We start from the raw sequence: 19,043 nt of genomic DNA on the forward strand, positions 1-19,043 counted from the left end.
TGATTCCTTTCGGAGTCGTGGTGCGGTGGTCAGGTCCCGTGGATCACCGCGGTGTTCATTGCTGGGGACCGACACTAACGGTTTGTCACGATTGAGTCACGCTGATTGGCCGGATTCGTGGCTGTTCAGGCGGCATGACGCCCGACGGGCTCCGGTGTGAGGGGGAGCGTCGACGGGGCGGAAACCCCCTTTGCCCAGTGCGTTACCGTTCCGTGTCTGGAACGTTATCGAACCGTTATTATTGGTGTGTGACCTTCGTCACATCAGCGTTCGTGTCGCCGGTGAGGATACCGTGCGGGGGTGGGGCGCCGGTGGCCGTCGATGGGTAAACTGGCGAATTCCCCAACCGTGGACAGACAAGTATGGAGAGAAAGGACAGGCCGACATCATGCCGACCGGAAAAGTGAAGTGGTACGACCCGGACCGGGGATTCGGCTTCGTGTCCAACCCCGACGGAGAGGACGTCTACGTCGGGTCGCAGGTGCTGCCCGAGGGTGTCACCGAACTGCACAAGGGGCAGCGGCTCGAGTACGACTTCGCCGAAGCGAGGAAGGGTCCGCAGGCGATGCGGGTCGCGGTGCTGGACGACGGTCCTGCGGCGTCGCAGCAGACCGGTGGCCGGGCACCGTCCCGCGGATCCGCCCGGGGATCGTCCCGGGGTCACAGGTACACCCCGGACAAGCTCCATGAGCTGGTGCAGGACACGGTCACACTGCTGGAGTCCCGGGTGCAGCCCAGTCTGGAGGCGGGACGCCGGCCCGACCGTAAGGAAGGGCACCAGGTCGCCGAGATCCTGCGCACCATCGCCCGCGAACTCGACAGCTGAGCGTCAGTTCCCCGTGTCATCCCCGGTGTCATCCCCGGTGTCATCCCCGGTGTCGGCACCGGCTTCGGGGTCCGGGTCGACCCCGGTGTTGAACGCCCACACCACGCCGTAGGGCACCTCCTCGCCGTCCTCCTCGCCGAGGATCAACGCGTGGATCTCGACGACGCTGAGCCGGGCAGTCCCGTCACCGTCGCTCTCGACGGAACCCCGCACGGTGACCTCCGACTTCTCCCCGGCCGCCCACGTGTTCTCGGTGTCCGCCGACTGGTCGTCGAAGATCTGCAGCAACGACCAGTCCTGGCTGGTGACCTCGTCCGGCAGTGACAGCGTGATCTCGTCGTCCGGGCCCACCTCGACCGTGGTCGGGTCGCCCTCCTCGCAGTCGCCGGTGAACCGCTGGCAGACGGAGTAGGGTGCGTACTCCTTCTCGTCACCGGAGGCGTCGGTCACCGTCACCCGCAGGTCCTGCGGGGCCGGTGCGGGGCGGTTGTCGCTCCAGTACTGGTACCCCAGCACGGCCGCGGCGACCACGACGACCAGCAGCACGATCGCGCCGAACGTCATGGCCTGCTTACGCTGCGCGGCCCGTCGCCGCTGCTTCTTCGACGGTTTCGGGGTCTGCTTCGGGGTCTGGTTCTCGGTGCTCATTCGGTGGGGAACTCCTGTCCACGGGGCCGGGACCGGACCTGTTCACCGGGGGCTCCTCGCCCGACCGATCAGGGCTCCCAGACCGACACCACGCGCCGCGGCGATGACATTGACGTACATCACTGTACCGACGACCGCGAGCACGGCCATACCGACAGTGAGCTCAGGGGGAAGCAGGATCCCCAACGTCCCGCCGAACACCCACGACAACTGCAGGGACGTCTCGGAGATGCCGAACGCCGACGCCTGTGCCGACGCGTCGAGACCGGACTGGATCGCCGCGTCCAGGCACACCTTCGACATCGCGCTGCCCAGCGACAGCACGGCGGTGGCGAGTGCGGCGGTGACCGTCCCGTCCCACACCGCCGCACACACCACCGACGCCAGGGACACCGCGCCCAGCGTCAGGACCGCGACCTGGGGCCGGGCGAACCGGACGCGTGAGCCCAGGGCGTTGCCGGCGAACGTCCCCACCCCGCCGGCCGCGCCGACGGCGGCGAGCATCGACAGCTGTTCGACGCCCGACAGGTGGGAGGACGACTTGGCGACGAAGGCGACGTAGATCGTCATGAACCCCGTCCCGCAGCGCTGCAGGGCCGTCCCCCACATGCAGGTCCGGGCGGCGTCGGGGAAACGCACCCGGATGGAGTGGCGCCAGCGGGTGAACCGGTTGCCCTCCGGCACGAACGGGCTGACGGTGACCTCGTCCTTCCCACGTTCGGCGGTGGCGGGGATCAGGGCGCACCCGTAGATCCCGGACAGGGCGACGACCATGAGGATCCACAGCGCCGCCTGCGGGTCGATGAGGTAGGCGACGGCCGCGGCGAGGCCACCGGCGACCAGGGACCCGCCGATGTGACCGGCGATCGTGAGCCGGGCGTTGGCACGCACCAGGTCCAGCGCCTCCGGGGCCACGCGGGGCGTGACCGAGGATTTCAGCACCCCGTAGGACTTGCTGAGCACCAGCATGCCGAGCGCCGCGGGGTAGAGCATCCAGGAATGGAAGTTCTGCAGCAGCACGGCCGCCAGGATCACCCGTCCCGCGAAGGTCAGGGAGAGGGCGAGGCGTCGGCCGGTGCGGATCCTGTCCAGGGCGGGGCCGATCAGGGGGGCGAGCAGTGCGAACGGGGCGATCGTCACCAGCAGGTAGGCGGCGACCGACGTCCGGGACTCCGCCTCCGCGGCGGAGAAGAACAGGGTGCCGGCCAGGGAGACCGCCAGGACGGCGTCCACCGCGAAGTTCGCGATGGAGGTGTACATCAGGGCGGTGAGCCCGGACTCGCGTGCCCCGTCGGCCCCCATCAGACCGGAGACCCGGTTGGCCGAGCGTGACATCACCCCGCTATTCCTCACGGAAGGTCACCTCGTAGAGCGTGTCCCAGAGCTTTCCGGTGACGAAGAAGCTGTCGTCGGCACCGCTCGCGGCGATGCCGTTGAGGACGTCGGCCCCGTCCCGGTCACCCGCCGGGAGGTCGAGCTCGGCGACCCCGGTCACCTCGCCGGTGGACGGGTCGATGCGCAGGATGTCGTCGGTGTGCCACACATTCGCCCACACCGTCCGGTCGTCCCCGGAGCCGGTGCATTCCAGTTCGTTGATCTCCTCGACCGGTTCGCCGTCGAGGGTGACCTCCACGGAGCCGGTCGCGGCGAAGGTGCCGGGGTCCCGGAACGTCAGGGTGGGGGAGCCGTCCGACATCACCAGGCGTTCGCCGTCGGAGCACAGCCCCCACCCCTCACCGTCGTAGGAGGCTTCGTCGGTGATCTCGAGTGTGTCGGCGTCCCGGGCGAACGCGACGCCGGACTTCCAGGTGAGCTGCCAGACGGTGTCCCCGTGCCGGGTGGCGCCTTCGCCGAAGTAGCGCTCGTCGAGGTCGTCGCTGACGGTGGGGGAGGCCGCGTCGTCGACGGGGGCGCGGTAGATGCGCGACTCACCGTTCAGCCCCGTCGACACCAGCAGGTCGCCCTCGGGCATGACCTCGAGTCCCTGGGTGAACGACGAGGGGTCGAAGCGGTGCTCGGCGGTGACGTCGGCAGTCAGTGTCGGGACGGTGGACCCGGCAGACCCGAGGCTGCCGGTGGCGTCGTCGGAGGCGTCGTCGGCCGACGAGCAGCCGGTCACCGTGGCCGCCAGCAGGGTGGCGGACAGGACGGACACCGTACGTGCGCCGCGCGGCGCGGACTGAACGCGGGGGGTCATGTCGTCCATGCTGCCACACCGCTTGCACGCAGGCCTGCCTGGTGCGATTCTTACTACTTATGTCAGATTCCACCGGCGAGAAGACCGCCGTACCAGCACCCGGGGCACTCGACCGGTACTTCCACATCACGGCACGTCGGTCGACGATCGGCACCGAGGTCCGCGCCGGTGTCGTGACGTTCTTCGCGATGGCCTACATCATCATCCTCAACCCGCTGATCCTGGGGACGGTCGAGGACGGCAACGGCGATGTCCTCGGGACGTCCCGGGTCGCCGCCGTGACCGCGCTGGCGGCCGGCGTGATGACCATCGCCTTCGGCGTGTTCGCGAAGTACCCCTTCGGTATCGCCGCCGGCCTGGGCATCAACACGCTGGTGGCGGTCACGTTCGTCGCCTCGGAAGGGCTCACCTGGCCACAGGCGATGGGTCTGGTGGTGATCGATGGTGTGATCATCGTGCTGCTGGCGGTCACGGGTTTCCGCGAGGCGGTGTTCAACGCCATCCCGAATTCGCTCAAGGCGGCGATCGGCGTGGGCATCGGGCTGTTCATCGCCATGGTCGGCGTGGTGGACTCCGGCTTCGTCCAGCGCATCCCCGATGCGGCGGGAACCACCGTGCCGGTCACCCTGGGCATCGACGGCTCCATCGCCTCCTGGCCCACCGCCACCTTCGTGCTCGGCCTGGTCGTCTGCGGCATCCTGGTCGCGAAGAAGGTGCGTGGCGGACTGTTCATCGGCATCATCGTCACCACGGTCTTCGCGATGATCGTGCAGGCCCTCACCGGCGACTTCGGCGAGGGAAAGGGATGGCAGATGGCCACCCCGGAGATCCCTGACTCGCTGGGGTCGGTGCCGGACCTCAGCCTGGTCGGGGCGGTCGACCTCGTCGGCGCCTTCGCGAAGATCGGGGCCCTGTCCGCCTGTCTGCTGATCTTCACCCTCGTGCTGGCGAACTTCTTCGACGCGATGGGCACGATGACCGCGCTGGGTAAGCAGGCACGACTCGTCGACGAGCAGGGCAACCTGCCGAACCTGCGCACCGCGCTGATCATCGAGGGTGCCGGTGCGGCCGTCGGTGGTTCGGTGTCCGCCTCGTCCAACACGGTGTTCGTGGACTCCGCCGCCGGTATCGGCGACGGTGCGCGCACCGGTCTGGCGAATGTGGTGACCGGCGTGATCTTCCTCGCGGCGATGTTCCTGACGCCGCTGTACTCCGTGGTGCCGATCGAGGCCGCGGCACCGGTGCTGGTCGTCGTCGGCGCGATGATGATGGGTCAGGTCACCGAGATCGACTTCTCCCGGTTCGAGATCGCGCTGCCGGCGTTCCTGACGATCGTGATCATGCCGTACACCTACTCGATCGCCAACGGAATCGGCATGGGGTTCATCGCCTACGCGATCATGGCGCTGGTGACCGGGCGCGGCAGGACCCTGCACTGGTTGATGTACCTGGTGGCCGTGCTGTTCGTGGTCTTCTTCGCCATCGACCCGATCATGGACGCGGTCGGGTAGGGGCGGTGGTCATGGACACCCCTGTGCCGGTCACCGATCCGACGGACCCCCGTCTCGACGACGTCCGCGATCTCAACTCCTCGGACAAGCGCCCCGACCTGCCCGGTGGTAAGGGGCTGGTCGTCGCCGAGGGCAACCTGATCGTCCCCCGCCTGGCGGCGTCCCGGTTCCCGGTCCGCCGGGTGGTCGGGTTCGCACACCGCCTGGAACAGCTGCGGGACGCCGCGGCCGCCGACCCGCAGGTCGCCCGGGGGCTCGAGGGGGTGCCTGTCCACGAGGTCACCCGGGACGTGCTCGCCGAGGTCGCGGGATTCGACATGCACCGGGGGCTGGTCGCCACCGCCGACCGGGTGGAGGAACCCTCGCCGCAGGACGTGTTGGACGACCTGCCGGCGGGGAACAGGGTGGTCGCCGTGCTGGAGGGCGTCGGTGACCACGAGAACATCGGTGCGCTGTTCCGGAATGCCGCCGGGATGGGTGTGGGGGCCGTCCTGCTCGGCGCCGGGTGCGCGGACCCGCTGTACCGGCGGGTGGTGCGGGTGTCGATGGGGCACGTGCTGCGTACCCCCTTCGCACACCTCGGTTCCCGTCCGACGACGTGGCAGCGGGGCCTGGAGGACCTGCAGTCGCGCGGGTACCGGGTCGTGGCGATGACACCGAACACGGAGACGACGTTGGCCGAGGCTGTTGCCGGGGCCGGCAAGGTGGCGGTCATGGTCGGCGCGGAGGGCCCGGGGCTGACCGAGCACGCGATGCGCGCCGCGGACGTGCGCGCGAAGATCCCGATGTCCCCGGGGACGGACTCGCTGAATGTGGCGACGTCGGCGGCGATCGGGTTCTACGCGACGCAGTTCTGACGGCCGTTCGGACGTCAGGCCCTGTCGCTCGGTGCTGTGTCCGGGCTATTCTGAGGTCATCGCCGACATCAGGGAGGCCGGGCATGGCTGGTGGACCGACAGTGACAGACGGGGTCGACGGTGCGCCGCCGGTGCCCCGGGTGGTGGGACCCGAGGAGTGGGCGGAGGCGCGCAGGACGCTGCTGCTGCAGGAGAAGGCCCTGACCCGGATGAAGGACAGCGTCGCCGCGATGCGCCGCCGGATGCCCGTCACCGAGGTCACCATCGACTACACCTTCGCCGGGGTGGACGGTCCGGTGACCCTGCACGAGCTGTTCGACGGTCGGCCGCAGCTCATCGTCCAGCACTTCATGTTCGCCCCGGACTGGGAGGAGGGCTGCGACGGCTGCTCGATGATGACCGACCACATCGGCCCACTGTCCCACCTGCACGCCCGCCGGACGTCCTTCGCGCTGGTTTCCCGCGCGCCGGTGGAGAAGCTGGAGCCGTTCCGGCGCAGAATGGGCTGGGACGTGCCGTGGGTCTCGTCGGGGGAGAGCACCTTCAACGAGGACGTCGGTGCGACGGTCGACGGCGAGGAACGCCAGGCGCTGAGCGTCTTCCTGCGCCACGGGGAGCGGGTCTTCCACTCCTGGTCCACCTTCGCCCGGGGTGAGGAGCCGTTCATGCTGGTCTTCGACCTCCTGGACCTCACCCCGTACGGGCGTCAGGAGACCTGGGAGGACTCTCCCCGGGGATGGCCCCAGGATTCGCCCTACACGTGGATGCGACTGCACGACCGGTACGAGGAGTGAGCTGATGTTGCTGAACGGGAAGAACGCCGTCATCTACGGTGGTTACGGCCAGGTCGGACGGGCCGTGGCCCACGGCCTCGCGGCAGAGGGTGCCGTCATCCACCTGACCGGGCGCAGCCGCGCGAAGCTCGACGAGGTGGCGGTCGGCATCCGTGCCGCCGGAGGCACCGTCCATACCGCCGTCGTCGACGCCCTCGACGAGGACCGGGTGACCGCACACGCGGAGGAGGTCGTGGAGTCGGCGGGGAGTATCGACATCAGTTTCAACGCCATCTCCCTCGGCGACGTCCACGGCACACCGCTGGCGGAGATGACGGTGGAGGCGTTCGAACGCCCGGTCGTGACCTCGGCCCGCACCATGTTCCTCACCACGCGGGCCGCCGCGAGGCACATGGTCAGGCAGCGGTCCGGGGTCCTGCTCTTCTTCGGCGGGGACGACGGGCACGACCCGATGCGCGACTACTACATCGGCGGGTTCCAGGTCGCCATCGGACTGGTGGACACCTTGCGCCGCCAGCTCGCCGCCGAACTCGGTCCGTACGGTGTCCGTGCCGTGACGCTGCAGACCGGGGGGATCACCGAAACCATGCCGGAGGACGACAGGGAACTGCAGGCGATCGCCTCGATGATCGCGGACAAGACGATGCTGAAGCGGGCAGCCACGTTCAGCGACGTCGGTGCCGTGGCGGCGTTCGTCTGTTCCGACAAGGCGCGGTCCATCACCGCGGCGTCAATCAACATCACCGCGGGTGCCGTGGCGGACTGACGTGCCGGTGTCAGCGTCCGGCGTTGCGGGCCCGCCGGCGGACCTCGTCGCCGATGCGGTGCGCGCCGGTCTGAAACAGGCGCACACTGCCGCGCAGGCCCCGGCCCACCCCGGTCACCACGGAGACCGCAGCCCCTTTGAGCAGGTCGGACGTGGCCCTGGTCGCGGACTCCTTGCCGTCGGCGTAGTCGTCGTAGCCGGGGGTGTTCGGGGTGACGGCACTCACCGGCCGGTGCGGGGCCGACGGTCCCGCACCGCTACGTCCGGGCCGGGGCGCGGGTCGGCCGTCCAGGGCGAAGGCGCAGACGGGAATGTCGATCCCCTCCCGCTCCACCCGGAACCCCAGCCAGTACTCCTCCGCTGCGGCGGCGAACTCGCCGGGCCGGAACGGCAGCTGGATCCCGGTGGACTCCACGTTGCCCTCCCAGAACGGTGCCTCGAAAGGCTCCGGCAGCCCGGTGTCCTCGAGGATCTTGTCGCGGGTGGCGGTGAAGCACCGCTTGAGCGCCCCTCCCGACCAGTGGGCGAAGCCGCCCAGCCCGTCCGGGTCGTCCGGGGTGCGGCACGTCACGTACAGGTCGGCCGCGGCGATCAGGTCGCGCAGCGGCTGTGGTACCTCTGAGAGCAGTCCCGCGCCGGGCAGGACCGTCTGGACGACAGACAGTCCGGAATAGCCCCCGATGTAGAACTCCCGGCGCCCCGGGGGCGCGGACCGGTTCATGTCGAAATCGCCGATATGGATCGGCGAGGAGAAGTCGCCGAACGCCGCTGACGCACCGCTACGTTCCGCCTCGAGGCGGACGCCGAGCTGGGCGAGGTACTTGCGGGCGAATCCTCGGTCCGGCGTCGGCTCAGCGGTGAGGACGTCGCGGGGGACGGCGGCCGTCGCGAACCAGAACGTCACCACCGTCTCGGGGGTGCCCACCGCCGCCTACTTCTTCTTGTTCCGGCCGGTGGACTTCGGGTTTGTCCGCACCCCGAGCAGGACATCCTCCCAGTGGGGGGTGACGGCCTTCTTTCTCCGCCTGGCAGGGTCGTCGTCACCGCCGGCAGGGTGGGTGCGCCGACCGAAGAGATCCACCGGGGCATCGGCGTCGGAGTCGGCGGCGGAACCGGCGGTGGAAGCGGGGGAGGCGTCGACGGGGACGTTGTCCGGTCGGGTCTCGTCGCCGCCGCGGGGCGGCACGCCGCCCGACCGGGACCCGGTGGTCCGGGCCTCGGTGCCGCCGTCGTGGCCCCGGTACCCGTCCTGCTCCTCGTCCTCGACATCGTCCTGTCGGCTGGAGGGGATGACCGGGGAGACCGTGCGGACGGGACGCTCGAAGCGCGGGTCGATCAGATCGGAGGCGACCGAGTTGACCGGTTCAACGGTCGACGGGCCGTCCTCTCCGGGGACGTAGCGGAAATCTGCGACGAAGCGCGAGGCCCCCTCCCGGTTCCCCTTCGTCCAGCTCACCGAGATGATCCAGTGGTCCGAGGAGTCCATCGCCGCCGACCAGTCCGCCGCGCGGAAGTTCTCGCCGCGCGCCGAGAAGGCACCGGCCAGGATCTCGCGCAGCGGGGCCTCCGTCGGCCCGTCGGCGCGCACGGGGTGAGCGTCCCGGGCCATGTCGGCGATGCGGTTGCGCTCCATGGCGATCGGCACGGCGAACGGACGGACGCGCCTGTCCTCCATGCCGGTCTCCGCGACGATCTGTTCGACGGTCTCGCCGTGGCGGATCCGGTCCTGGATCTCCTTGGGGCGCAGGTGGATGCGCTCACGCGTCGGGACGGCGACAGGCTCGGGGGTCGACGGTGCGGGGGTGGTCTCCCCGGCCGCGTCTGTCTCCGCCGGCTCCGCGAGATCTGAGGGATTCGAGGGATTCGAGGGATCCGGCGTCTCCGGGGAAGCTGCGGCGATGCCGAGGAACCCGGTCAGCTCGTCGGTGACCGGCAGGAAGAACTCGCCGGAGCCGTCAGCGCCGTCGGTGCCGTCAGTACCGGCGGCACCGTCAGCACCGTCGGTGGCGATGCGGAGAACGAGGGACGCCCGGTCGCTGTCGTCTCTGACGAAGCGCAGTTCCTGCATCGGTGGGACCTCCATCCACTGGGTGTTTTCCGCCACAGTAGCGCAGAAACCCCCGGAAGACGGTGAGCTTCCGGGGGTGAGTCAGCGACAGGGGTCCTGTGCGGGGTGGGTGCCGGTCCTACTTGCCGGCCTTGCTGGCGACGCCGGAATCGAGGATGTAGTCGATCGCCGTGGTGAGCGTCTTCACGTCCGCCGGGTCGATGGCGGGGAACATGCCGATGCGCAGCTGGTTGCGTCCGAGCTTGCGGTAGGGCTCGGTGTCGAGGACGCCGTTGGCGCGCAACGTCTTGGCGATGATGTCGGCGTCGACGGACTCATCGAAGTCGATGGTGCCGACGACCAGCGAGCGGCTGGACGGCTCGGTGACGAAGGGCGACGCCTCCGGGCGGGACTCCGCCCAGGAGTACAGCGTGGAGGACGACTCCGAGGTGCGGGCCACCATCCCGTCCAGGCCACCGTGGGCGTTCATCCACTTCACCTGGGCGTCCATCATCAACAGGGTGGACACGGCAGGGGTGTTGTAGGTCTGGTTCTTGCGGGAGTTGTCCACCGCGGTCTTCAGGTCCAGGAACGCCGGGATGTAACGGTCGGTGGCGGCGACCTCCTCGACGCGCTCCAGGGCGGCGGGGGAGAACGCGGCGAACCACAGCCCGCCGTCCGAGGCGAAGCACTTCTGGGGGGAGAAGTAGTAGACGTCGGTCTCGGCGATGTCGACGGGCAGTCCACCGGCACCGGAGGTGGCGTCGATCGCGACCAGGGCGTCGGTGGCGGGGCGGGTGACGTCCACCATCGCGCCGGTGGAGGTTTCATTGTGGGCCCAGCCGACCAGGTCGGCGTCCACCCCGTCGAGCTGGTCGGGGGAGGGGGCGGTGCCCGGCTCGGAGGCGACGACCTCGGGCTTGTCCAACCACGGGGCCTTCGCGGACACGGAGGCGAACTTGCCGGAGAACTCACCGTAGGTGAGGTGCGCGGACCTGTTCCGGATCAGACCGAAGGACGCCGAGTCCCAGAACGCGGTGGCGCCGCCCAACGAGGTGATGATCTCGTAGCCCTCCGGGAGGTTGAAGAGCGTCGCGAGACCGTCGCGGACGGAGCCGACGACATTCTTCACCGCGGGCTGGCGGTGGGAGGTACCGATGATGTCTCGGCCACCGGAGACGATGGCGTCGATCTGATCCTGGCGGACCTTGGAGGGGCCGCAGCCGAACCGGCCGTCGGCGGGCAGGAGATTCTCGGGCAGGGTGGGGAACTGGTCGCTCATGGTCGGCTTTCCTGATCTCTTCCTAAGTCTTCCAAGCACGGTCGTACGGGAACGTCGTCAGCCTAGCTGCTCGGGCCATTTCGTGGAACCGCACGTCCCACACTCCGGGACACAGCGGGGGTGGCTGACGGGGATACCGTACGACCCTACTGTGTCCGCCCGGGGGGTATTGGGTACAGTGTGTCCTATCCCACGATCGTCCACGGTCCGCAGCATGAGCTTTATTCACGCCGGGCCGCTCGGTTCGAGGCGGGCCCCGGGTCGGTGATCTCCGGCACAGGGGACACAACCGAAAGCATCGAAGTACCTGAATAAACGAAAGGGCTGTCAATGGCTTCCGACAACCAGGACAAGGCCGTTCTCCACTACCCCGGTGGCGAATATGAAATGCCGATCGTCAAGGCCAACGAAGGGAACTCCGGTTTCGCGCTGGGCAAGCTGCTCGCCGAGACCGGTCTGACCACCGTTGACCCCGGCTACGTGAACACAGGTTCCACCCTCTCCGAGATCACCTACATCGACGGTGGCGAGGGAATCCTGCGTTACCGCGGCTACGACATCGCCGACCTGGCCAACAACGCCACCTTCAACGAGGTCAGCTACCTGCTCATCAACGGCGAACTGCCGAACAACGACGAGCTCGAGAACTTCAACGCGAACATCCGTCGGCACACGCTGCTCGACGAGGACTTCAAGAGCCAGTTCAAGATCTTCCCGCGCAACGCGCACCCGATGAACGTCCTGGCATCGTCGGTCAACATCCTCGCCACCTACTACGAGGACGAGCTCGCCCCGCTGGACAAGGACTTCCAGAAGAAGAACACCTACCGCCTCATGGCGAAGGTGCCGATGCTGGCGGCCTACGCCTACCGCGCATCCAAGGGCAAGCCCTACATGTACCCGGACAACAAGCTGAACGCGCGCGAGAACTTCCTGCGCAACATGTTCGGCTACCCGACCGAGGACTACGAGGTCGACCCGGTGCTGTCCAAGGCACTGGACAAGCTGCTCATCCTGCACGCCGACCACGAGCAGAACTGCTCCACCTCCACCGTGCGTATGGTCGGCTCCTCGCACGCGAACATCTACTCCTCCATCGCCGCGGGCGTCAACGCCCTCTCCGGCCCGCTGCACGGCGGTGCGAACCAGGCCGTCCTGGAGATGCTCGAGGAGATCCACGACAACGGTGGCGACGCGACCGACTTCATGGACCGCGTGAAGAACAAGGAGCCCGGCGTCAAGCTCATGGGCTTCGGCCACCGCGTGTACAAGAACTACGACCCGCGTGCGGCCATCGTCAAAGAGTCCGCGCACGAGATCCTGGACCACCTCGGCGGCGACAACCTGCTGGATCTCGCGATGAAGCTTGAGGACATCGCCCTCAACGACGACTACTTCATCTCCCGCAAGCTGTACCCGAACGTGGACTTCTACACGGGCCTGATCTACCGTGCCATGGGCTTCCCGACGGACTTCTTCACCGTCCTGTTCGCCATGGGTCGTCTGCCGGGCTGGATCGCCCACTACCTGGAGCAGATCAACGAGCCGACGGCGAAGATCAACCGTCCGCGCCAGATCTACACCGGCGAGGGCAAGCGCGCCTTCGTGCCGCGCGACAAGCGCTAGACACGCACCCGGTCCGCACACCTGACGGACCACCGATGCCCGGTACCTGCCGCAGAGCAGGGGCCGGGCATCCGGCATTTCCGCTTCCGGTGGGTACGTCCTGGTAATCTGAGACGGTTAGCATGACAGCGAACCGTCAGGAGACATCCCATGAGCAAGCCCACCATCGACGTCCAGCCCGGCCCCGCGCCGACACAGCTCGTGATCGAGGACATCACCGTCGGTGACGGTCCCGAAGCCGTGCCCGGCGGCATGGTCGAGGTGCACTACGTGGGTGTCGACTACGAATCCGGTCAGGAGTTCGACTCCTCCTGGGACCGTGGGCAGACCATCGAGTTCCCGCTCTCCGGGTTGATCCAGGGCTGGCAGGAGGGGATCCCGGGCATGAAGGTCAACGGCCGTCGCAAGCTGACGATCCCGCCGGAGCTGGCCTACGGTCCCGCCGGTGCAGGCAACCCGCTGGCCGGACGCACCCTGGTGTTCATCATCGACCTGGTGGACGCCCGCTAGGACGGACCGGACTACTGCACCACCGTGCGCAGCCGGAGGGCGTTGATCCTCCCGAGCTCGCGCACGGTGGTGTCCCATTCGGTGACCGTGGGGTTCTCCAGGCGCCGTTTGAGCAGCAGCAGTACCTCGTGACCGCCGATCCCCTGGGCGCAGACGAGGAAGATGTGGTGGAAGCGTGCCTCGTAGCGTCGGCCCAGTTCGGCGATGTCGGCGAGGACCTCGGGTGGGGAGTCGAGGATGAACGACTGCTCCTCACGCGAGTAGGAGTCGGTGGTCTTCTCGCCGAGCACCGGGTGCGCCTGGATGCTCGCGAGGATCTCCACCCGGGGCAGGCGCAGCAGTTCGCGGTGGGCGGCGTCGAGCAGGTGCTCCAGACTTCTGAACGGTGCTGCGGCGGCGATCGCCGCACCCAGTTGGGGTGAGTACAGCAGGTCTCCGATGATATCGGTGACCTGGGTGGGGGTCATCCTGTTGAGGTCGTCGACGGTGGTGACGGGAACGGTGTCAATCATGGTCTCCAGTGAACTGGGGGTGCATTTCCGTCCCGTTTCCCCATGGTGAACTCCCGAGGCTGAGGAGACTGCGAGCTGAGCCACCGCACAGGTCATTTCCGGGGAGGAATGTGGCCCCTGCGGTGGCTCAGATGACACCGGCAGGTTCCTAGCTGGAGCGGATGGCGCGCATCCAGGTCATCTTCTTGCCGTTGTTCAGGATCGACCCACGGTAGATGCGGGCGACCAGCAGCAGGACCAGCAGTGTGGTCAGCGCGAGCACGCCGTAGGACGCGGCGAGGAGACCGAAGGACATGTCGCCGGCCGCGTAGCGCATCGGGGCGACACCCAGTGACATCGGCGGAATCCAGGCCAGGACCTCCATGACGGTGGAGTCCGGTGCACTCCACCCGAAGATCGGCGGGTAGAGGACCGTGAAGAAGGTCAGCATCACCGGCATCTGGGTGCTGCCCAGGTCCTCGGCCTTGCTGACCAGTGAGCCCGCTGCGGCATAGAGGGCGCTGAAGAAGAGCATGCCCAGCACGAAGGAGACGAGGAGTACCGGTATCGTCGCAGCATCGATGCTGACCTCGTCGAGCAGCCCCGCAACACTCAGCGACGCCACAGCGGCGCCGAGGATGACGACCGTCCCGATGAATCCGACGACCAGCATGGCGAGCACCTTGCCGATGAGCAGGTCGATCGGGCGGATGGTAGCCAGGATGATCTCGACGACGCGGGAGGACTTCTCCTCGGTGACCCGGCCACCGACATTACCGGCGAAGATCATGATGAAGGTGAGGACAACCATGGTGCCCAGCATGGTGGTGACCACGGCCGGGGTGGTGTCCTCCTGTCCTTCATCGGACAGGTCGACCGTGGTGACGCTGGAGTCGGGGAGGGCTGCGGCGAACTCCGCCGGGTCCACCCCCACCGACGACAGCGCCTCGTTCTGCGCGACGGCGGAGGCCGCGGCCTGTGCTGCGGCGGAGATCACCGGGTCGGGGGTTCCGTCACTGATCAGCTCGAATCCGTTGTCCGCCCGGACCAGCGCTGCGTCTGCCCCGTCCTCGACGGCGCTGACAGCCGCATCACGGTCGGAGGCGCTGTCGACGTCGACGCCGGTTCCGGCGATGTCTGCGACGACGGAGGTCTCGGTGCCGGCGACGACGAGGCGGGGATCGTCGCTGTCGCGGTTAGCGAAGAAGTTGATGACGAAGATGCCTGCGACCACGACCACCAGGACGATGATGAAGGTGGCGATGATGCCCTTGTTCTTCGTGGCGACCTGGATTTCGCGCCCGGTGACGGTGCGGATGGCGCTGGCCCGTGAATAACCGGTCTGGGTGTTCATCTGGGTACTCATGCGGAGACGACCTCCTTGAAAAGATCGGTCAGGTCGGGGACTCGTCGGGTGAATCCGTGGACGGTGCCGGCGTCGAGGGCGGCGCGGAGGATCTCCTGGTCGCCGACATGGCCGGCGTCGAGGATCACGGTGTCCGTGTCGGACTCGACCACACGGGTCCCCGCCGGGTACCAGTCGCGGGCGGTGGTCTCCACGGCGTACAGCGCGGGTCCGCGGCTGCGGAGGTCATCGACCGTGCCCTCGGCCTTCATCTGCCCCTTGGTGATGATTCCGACCCGGTGGCACAACCGTTGCACCAGGTCGAGCTGGTGCGAGGAGAAGAGGACCGGCACACCGTCAGCGGCCTTCGACAGGAGTATGTCGCTCATCACGGACACGGCGACGGGGTCGAGGCCGCTGAACGGCTCGTCGAGGATGAGCAGTTCAGGATGGTGTACCAGCGACGCGGCCAGCTGGACGCGCTGCTGGTTACCGAGGGAGAGCTCCTGGAGTTTGGCCTGGGAACGTTCAGCGAGTCCGAGTTGTTCGAGCAGCTCCTCGGCGGACGACGTCGCGGCTTGTTTGGTGAGACCGTGGAGGCGACCGAAGAAGACCAGCTGATCGGAGATCTTCTCCTTGTCGTAGAGCCCGCGTTCCTCGGGCATGTACCCGATGGTGCGGCGGATGTCGTCGTTGACGGGTGTACCGTCCACCCGGGCTTCGCCGGTGTCGGCGGTGAGCACGCCCAGCGCGATGCGCATGGCGGTGGATTTTCCGGCGCCGTTGGAGCCGACGAATCCGTAGATCTCGCCGGGGCGCACCGTGAAGGTCATGTCCGTGAGGGCCCGGACCGCGGAGTCACCGCTTCCGAACGTCTTGTTGAGGTGGTCGAGTTCCAGGGTGGGCATGAGGTTCTCCTCTGGTTGAGGGGCAGTGACAGCCAGACTAGTTGTTTGACGGGGGAACGGGTCCGAACGTCGTCGCGTAGGCGACGGTGGGCAGGGCCGTAGCTGTCATCATCCCGAGAATGCTGAAGAGCCCACCCGTGTAAACCCAACGGCCCAGGTTGTCCGGATTGAATACAGCGACGAGGACCATGAATAGGCTGACGGCGAGGATGATCATTGTCATCCACCCGTAGCCTGCGACCTGCCAGGTGCGAATGATCTTCGCTTCGTACTCATCCAGTTCTGCGTCAGGGGCGACATCACGGGTGTTGATCACGGTACGCAGCATCGTCCAGCTCGTGCAGACGATCACGGTGAACGGAACCCATGCGAACAGGAAAGGTGTCCAGAAGATCTGGGCGATCGCGGTGAGGAGCCCTGCCGCCAACGACCCGAGGTAGATCCTGATCAGAAGACGTACCCGGCTGTCCGTCCTCCATGCGGGTAGCTGGCTGGACAACGACTCCTCCCTGGCTGCCCAGCGTTCATCCCGTCGCTCGACACGCCTCTCCGCCCAGTCGTTGATGGTGTTGATAATGCTCATGAGGTATGTACCTCCTCATTGTCATCTCCGGAAATAAGAAGGTCTTTGTTCATGCCGTTCGCGATAGTCCGCAGGATGAGAAACGGGATGAAAAGCATGAATGCGGTGGTGCAGTACAGGCAGGCCACGACTGCGTCGAGGAAAGTCTCGAAACTTTCAGCTCCCTGGCGATTGAATATAGCGAGAAGCACGATGAGGGCGGTCCACAGCGTAACGAGGAAAGCTATTGCCCAGCGTAGGGCGGTGCGGTGAGCCCGATGTCTGCGTAGGAGCTCGTACTCGTCGAGCTCCTCCTCGTGTCGGACATCTTGACGCCGAATGGATCGTCTCAGACGATCGCAACTGACGGCAGTGATGAAGATTCCCACAACGGCACGTAGTTCGGACAGGCCGTCCCAACGGAACCTGAGTGCTGCGGCGAGGATGATGCAGGCGATACCGATGTCACCGAGGAGGCTGAATTGTCGTCGGTGCCGAACGGTTGTGAGTGTTGGTCGGTTCATTGCTGATCCTTCCGGTAGATCTCGGTGGACATCGGCGCGAACTCCGTGCGGCTGAAGACTGCCTCGACCGGCAGGTCGAAGACGTCGCAGAGGCGGAAGGCGAGGTCGAGGCTGGGGGAGTGGTCGCCCCGTTCCAGCGCGCCCACCGTCTGGGGGTTCACGTCGATGAGGGCGGCGAGCTCGGCACGCGACATGTCCCGCTCCGCACGTAGCACCCGGATCCGGTTGTGGATCGGGAGTGCCGGTTTCTTCTTCGGGGACATGGCACAGAGTGTTGTATAAACCCAATGACTTGTCAATACTTGTGGGTATCGGACAATGTTTTCGCGCCGATGCACGCACGGCGCAGGAGGCCTACGCTGGTCGCCATGACAGATTCGACGCAGACACAGGCAACAGTCATCCTCAACGACGGACACGAGATCCCCCAGCTCGGCCTCGGCGTCTGGGAACTCTCCCCGCAGGACGCCTACACCTCGACCCGCGCGGCGATCTCCGCCGGAGCACGGCACATCGACACCGCCGCCGCCTACGGCAACGAGAAGGACGTGGGCCGCGCGATCGCCGATGCCGTCGCCGACGGCGAGGTCACCCGTGAGGAGCTCTATGTCACCACCAAGCTCTGGAACGCCGACCAGGCACCGGGCAAGGCGGCAGAGGCCATCGACACCTCGTTGGACAACCTCGGCCTCGACTACGTCGACCTCTGGCTGATCCACTGGCCGCTGCCGTCCTACGGCCGGTACGTCGATGCGTGGCGTGCGCTTATCGAGGCCCGGGAGTCCGGGAAGACGAGGTCGATCGGTGTCTCGAACTTCTACCCGGAGGTCCTTGACGAGATCATCGACGCCACCGGCGTCGTCCCGGCCGTCAACCAGATCGAGCTGCACCCCGGCTTCTCCCAGCAGGCGCAGCGGGAGGACGACGCCAAGCGTGGCATCGTCACCGAGGCCTGGTCGCCGCTGGGACGGGGGCTCCTCGACCACCCGGTGATCACCGCGGTCGCGGAGTCGCACGAGGTGACCCCGGCCCAGGTCATCGTGCGGTGGCACCTGCAGCAGGGCATCGTCGTCTTCCCGCGGTCCAGTCGGCCGGAGCGTGTCCGGGAGAACCTGGACGTCGACGGCTTCGACCTCACCGAGGACCAGATCGCCGACATCACCGCCCTGGACGGTGACGCGGCCGCGGCCGGGCGGGTCGGTGCCGATCCGCGTGAGGCCGCGTTCGGCGTCCCCGAAGAGTAGGGCGGCCGCCGGAGACCCCCTCGATTGCGGTGTCCGCCCCACCTCCGCCCGTACTTTGGGGGACAATGGGGCACCGGAGAGACACTGGATAACCCGCTTTACGGTGAGAGGCAGTTGAGGGCATGGCAGAGACACAGGACACCCCGGTCGACGCAGGGATCCGGGTGGTGCGGGACAGCGCTGCGTCAGGGGTGGGGATCATCACCCTCTGCCGACCCGACAGGCGCAACGCCCTGGACGCCGACGTGTGCACCGGCATCGCCGAGGCAGTGGAGGGGTTCGTCGCCGCCGAGGACCCGGTGCGCATCATCCTCCTCCGCGCCGAGGGGCCGGCGTTCTGTGCGGGTGCGAACCTGAAGGGCGGGGTGTACGCCACCGACTTCTTCGGCAGTCTCGAGCGCATGATCCGGGCGATCACCGAGGCGCCGCTGCCGGTCGTCGCCGACGTGCAGGGGCCGGCGGTGGGGGCCGGATGCCAGCTCGTCCTCGCCTGTGACCTGCGTGTCATGGGGCCGAAGGCGCGTGTGTGGGTACCCGCCGTGCACCACGGTTTCAGCCTGGACCGCTGGACCATCCGGCGGGCGGTGGAACTGCTGGGCGGCTCGGTCGCGCGCAATGTCCTGATCGCGGGTGCCCAGGTCGGGCAGAGTATGGCGGTGTCCAGCGGCTTCGCCACGCTGGGCGGACCGTCGCACGACGCCCTGGAGCTCGCCCGCACCATGTCCCGGCAGGCGCCGATGCCCATGCACTACTTCAAGGTGGCGATGAACAACCCTGACCCGGACGCACAGCTCGCCGCGGAGATCGACCGGCTCGGTGGCGCCTGCTGGCTCAGCAGGGACGCGGCAGAGGCGCGCCGGGCCCGTGAGGAGAAGCGCGCACCCGTCTTCGAGGGGCGGTAGCGA

21 protein-coding genes are annotated in these 19,043 nt (G+C 67.5%); 9 read left to right on the top strand and 12 right to left on the bottom strand.

Annotated elements, in window-relative coordinates; all coding sequences use genetic code 11:
- Positions 1-388 precede the first annotated feature (388 nt).
- Positions 389-826 (top strand): cold-shock protein, encoded by a 438-nt coding sequence (locus PQI66_RS14955; RefSeq protein WP_339999326.1) that lies wholly within the window; start codon positions 389-391, stop codon positions 824-826.
- A 3-nt stretch (positions 827-829) separates the two neighbouring features.
- Here the strand turns inward: PQI66_RS14955 and PQI66_RS14960 are convergent, their stop codons facing one another.
- Genes PQI66_RS14960 through PQI66_RS14970 form a run of 3 tightly spaced genes read right to left on the bottom strand, consistent with a single transcriptional unit; the run spans position 830 to position 3,671 of the window.
- Complete coding sequence (locus PQI66_RS14960; RefSeq protein ID WP_339999327.1) at positions 830-1,474, bottom strand: DUF2771 domain-containing protein; 645 nt, start codon at positions 1,472-1,474, stop codon at positions 830-832.
- A gap of 42 nt (positions 1,475-1,516) precedes the next feature.
- Positions 1,517-2,809 (bottom strand): MFS transporter, encoded by a 1,293-nt coding sequence (locus PQI66_RS14965; RefSeq protein WP_339999328.1) that lies wholly within the window; start codon positions 2,807-2,809, stop codon positions 1,517-1,519.
- A 7-nt stretch (positions 2,810-2,816) separates the two neighbouring features.
- Positions 2,817-3,671, bottom strand: a complete 855-nt coding sequence (locus PQI66_RS14970) for a glutaminyl-peptide cyclotransferase (protein ID WP_339999329.1) — start codon at positions 3,669-3,671, stop codon at positions 2,817-2,819.
- A 59-nt stretch (positions 3,672-3,730) separates the two neighbouring features.
- On the opposite strand from PQI66_RS14970, the gene PQI66_RS14975 reads away from it, so the two are divergent.
- The 4 genes from PQI66_RS14975 (at position 3,731) to PQI66_RS14990 (ending at position 7,599) form a co-directional block, all read left to right on the top strand.
- On the top strand, positions 3,731-5,182 hold the full coding sequence (locus PQI66_RS14975) for an NCS2 family permease (protein ID WP_339999330.1): 1,452 nt from the start codon (positions 3,731-3,733) through the stop codon (positions 5,180-5,182).
- Between the two features lie 11 nt (positions 5,183-5,193).
- The gene (locus tag PQI66_RS14980) at positions 5,194-6,039 is read left to right on the top strand and encodes a TrmH family RNA methyltransferase (RefSeq protein ID WP_339999331.1); all 846 of its coding nucleotides are present in this window, start codon (positions 5,194-5,196) and stop codon (positions 6,037-6,039) included.
- 83 nt (positions 6,040-6,122) lie between these two features.
- A complete protein-coding gene (locus tag PQI66_RS14985) occupies positions 6,123-6,833 on the top strand; it encodes a DUF899 domain-containing protein (protein ID WP_339999332.1) in 711 nt (236 codons plus the stop codon).
- A 4-nt stretch (positions 6,834-6,837) separates the two neighbouring features.
- Positions 6,838-7,599, top strand: coding sequence for an SDR family NAD(P)-dependent oxidoreductase (locus tag PQI66_RS14990; protein ID WP_339999333.1), 762 nt, complete (start codon positions 6,838-6,840; stop codon positions 7,597-7,599).
- 10 nt (positions 7,600-7,609) lie between these two features.
- Here PQI66_RS14990 and PQI66_RS14995 read toward each other — a convergent pair whose 3' ends face one another.
- From PQI66_RS14995 to serC, 3 genes are all read right to left on the bottom strand, one after another.
- The gene (locus tag PQI66_RS14995; protein ID WP_339999334.1) at positions 7,610-8,524 is read right to left on the bottom strand and encodes a DUF6928 family protein; all 915 of its coding nucleotides are present in this window, start codon (positions 8,522-8,524) and stop codon (positions 7,610-7,612) included.
- Positions 8,525-8,530: 6 nt separating this feature from the next.
- A complete protein-coding gene (gene sepH, locus PQI66_RS15000) occupies positions 8,531-9,703 on the bottom strand; it encodes a septation protein SepH (RefSeq protein ID WP_339999335.1) in 1,173 nt (390 codons plus the stop codon).
- A gap of 82 nt (positions 9,704-9,785) precedes the next feature.
- Positions 9,786-10,928, bottom strand: a complete 1,143-nt coding sequence (serC, locus tag PQI66_RS15005) for a phosphoserine transaminase (RefSeq protein ID WP_339999336.1) — start codon at positions 10,926-10,928, stop codon at positions 9,786-9,788.
- Positions 10,929-11,258: 330 nt separating this feature from the next.
- On the opposite strand from serC, the gene PQI66_RS15010 reads away from it, so the two are divergent.
- The gene (locus tag PQI66_RS15010) at positions 11,259-12,554 is read left to right on the top strand and encodes a citrate synthase (protein ID WP_339999337.1); all 1,296 of its coding nucleotides are present in this window, start codon (positions 11,259-11,261) and stop codon (positions 12,552-12,554) included.
- A gap of 150 nt (positions 12,555-12,704) precedes the next feature.
- Positions 12,705-13,064, top strand: coding sequence for an FKBP-type peptidyl-prolyl cis-trans isomerase (locus PQI66_RS15015; RefSeq protein ID WP_339999338.1), 360 nt, complete (start codon positions 12,705-12,707; stop codon positions 13,062-13,064).
- A gap of 11 nt (positions 13,065-13,075) precedes the next feature.
- On the opposite strand, the gene PQI66_RS15020 is transcribed toward PQI66_RS15015, so the two are convergent.
- The 6 genes from PQI66_RS15020 to PQI66_RS15045 form a co-directional block, all read right to left on the bottom strand.
- Positions 13,076-13,576 (bottom strand): 2-oxo-4-hydroxy-4-carboxy-5-ureidoimidazoline decarboxylase, encoded by a 501-nt coding sequence (locus PQI66_RS15020; RefSeq protein ID WP_339999339.1) that lies wholly within the window; start codon positions 13,574-13,576, stop codon positions 13,076-13,078.
- 148 nt (positions 13,577-13,724) lie between these two features.
- The gene (locus PQI66_RS15025; RefSeq protein ID WP_339999340.1) at positions 13,725-14,921 is read right to left on the bottom strand and encodes an ABC transporter permease; all 1,197 of its coding nucleotides are present in this window, start codon (positions 14,919-14,921) and stop codon (positions 13,725-13,727) included.
- On the bottom strand, positions 14,918-15,808 hold the full coding sequence (locus PQI66_RS15030; RefSeq protein WP_339999341.1) for an ABC transporter ATP-binding protein: 891 nt from the start codon (positions 15,806-15,808) through the stop codon (positions 14,918-14,920). The genes PQI66_RS15025 and PQI66_RS15030 overlap by 4 nt, the downstream gene beginning before the upstream one ends.
- A 37-nt stretch (positions 15,809-15,845) precedes the next feature.
- A complete protein-coding gene (locus tag PQI66_RS15035) occupies positions 15,846-16,391 on the bottom strand; it encodes a hypothetical protein (protein WP_339999342.1) in 546 nt (181 codons plus the stop codon).
- A complete protein-coding gene (locus PQI66_RS15040; protein WP_339999343.1) occupies positions 16,388-16,894 on the bottom strand; it encodes a hypothetical protein in 507 nt (168 codons plus the stop codon). Before PQI66_RS15040 ends, PQI66_RS15035 begins: the two co-directional genes overlap by 4 nt.
- The gene (locus PQI66_RS15045; RefSeq protein WP_339999344.1) at positions 16,891-17,157 is read right to left on the bottom strand and encodes a helix-turn-helix transcriptional regulator; all 267 of its coding nucleotides are present in this window, start codon (positions 17,155-17,157) and stop codon (positions 16,891-16,893) included. The genes PQI66_RS15040 and PQI66_RS15045 overlap by 4 nt, the downstream gene beginning before the upstream one ends.
- Before the next feature lie 105 nt (positions 17,158-17,262).
- On the opposite strand from PQI66_RS15045, the gene PQI66_RS15050 reads away from it, so the two are divergent.
- A complete protein-coding gene (locus tag PQI66_RS15050) occupies positions 17,263-18,138 on the top strand; it encodes an aldo/keto reductase (protein ID WP_339999345.1) in 876 nt (291 codons plus the stop codon).
- Positions 18,139-18,260: 122 nt separating this feature from the next.
- A complete protein-coding gene (locus tag PQI66_RS15055) occupies positions 18,261-19,040 on the top strand; it encodes an enoyl-CoA hydratase (RefSeq protein WP_339999346.1) in 780 nt (259 codons plus the stop codon).
- Positions 19,041-19,043 lie beyond the last annotated feature (3 nt).

The organism is Corynebacterium sp. USCH3 (assembly GCF_037619475.1).
GTDB lineage: Bacteria > Actinomycetota > Actinomycetes > Mycobacteriales > Mycobacteriaceae > Corynebacterium.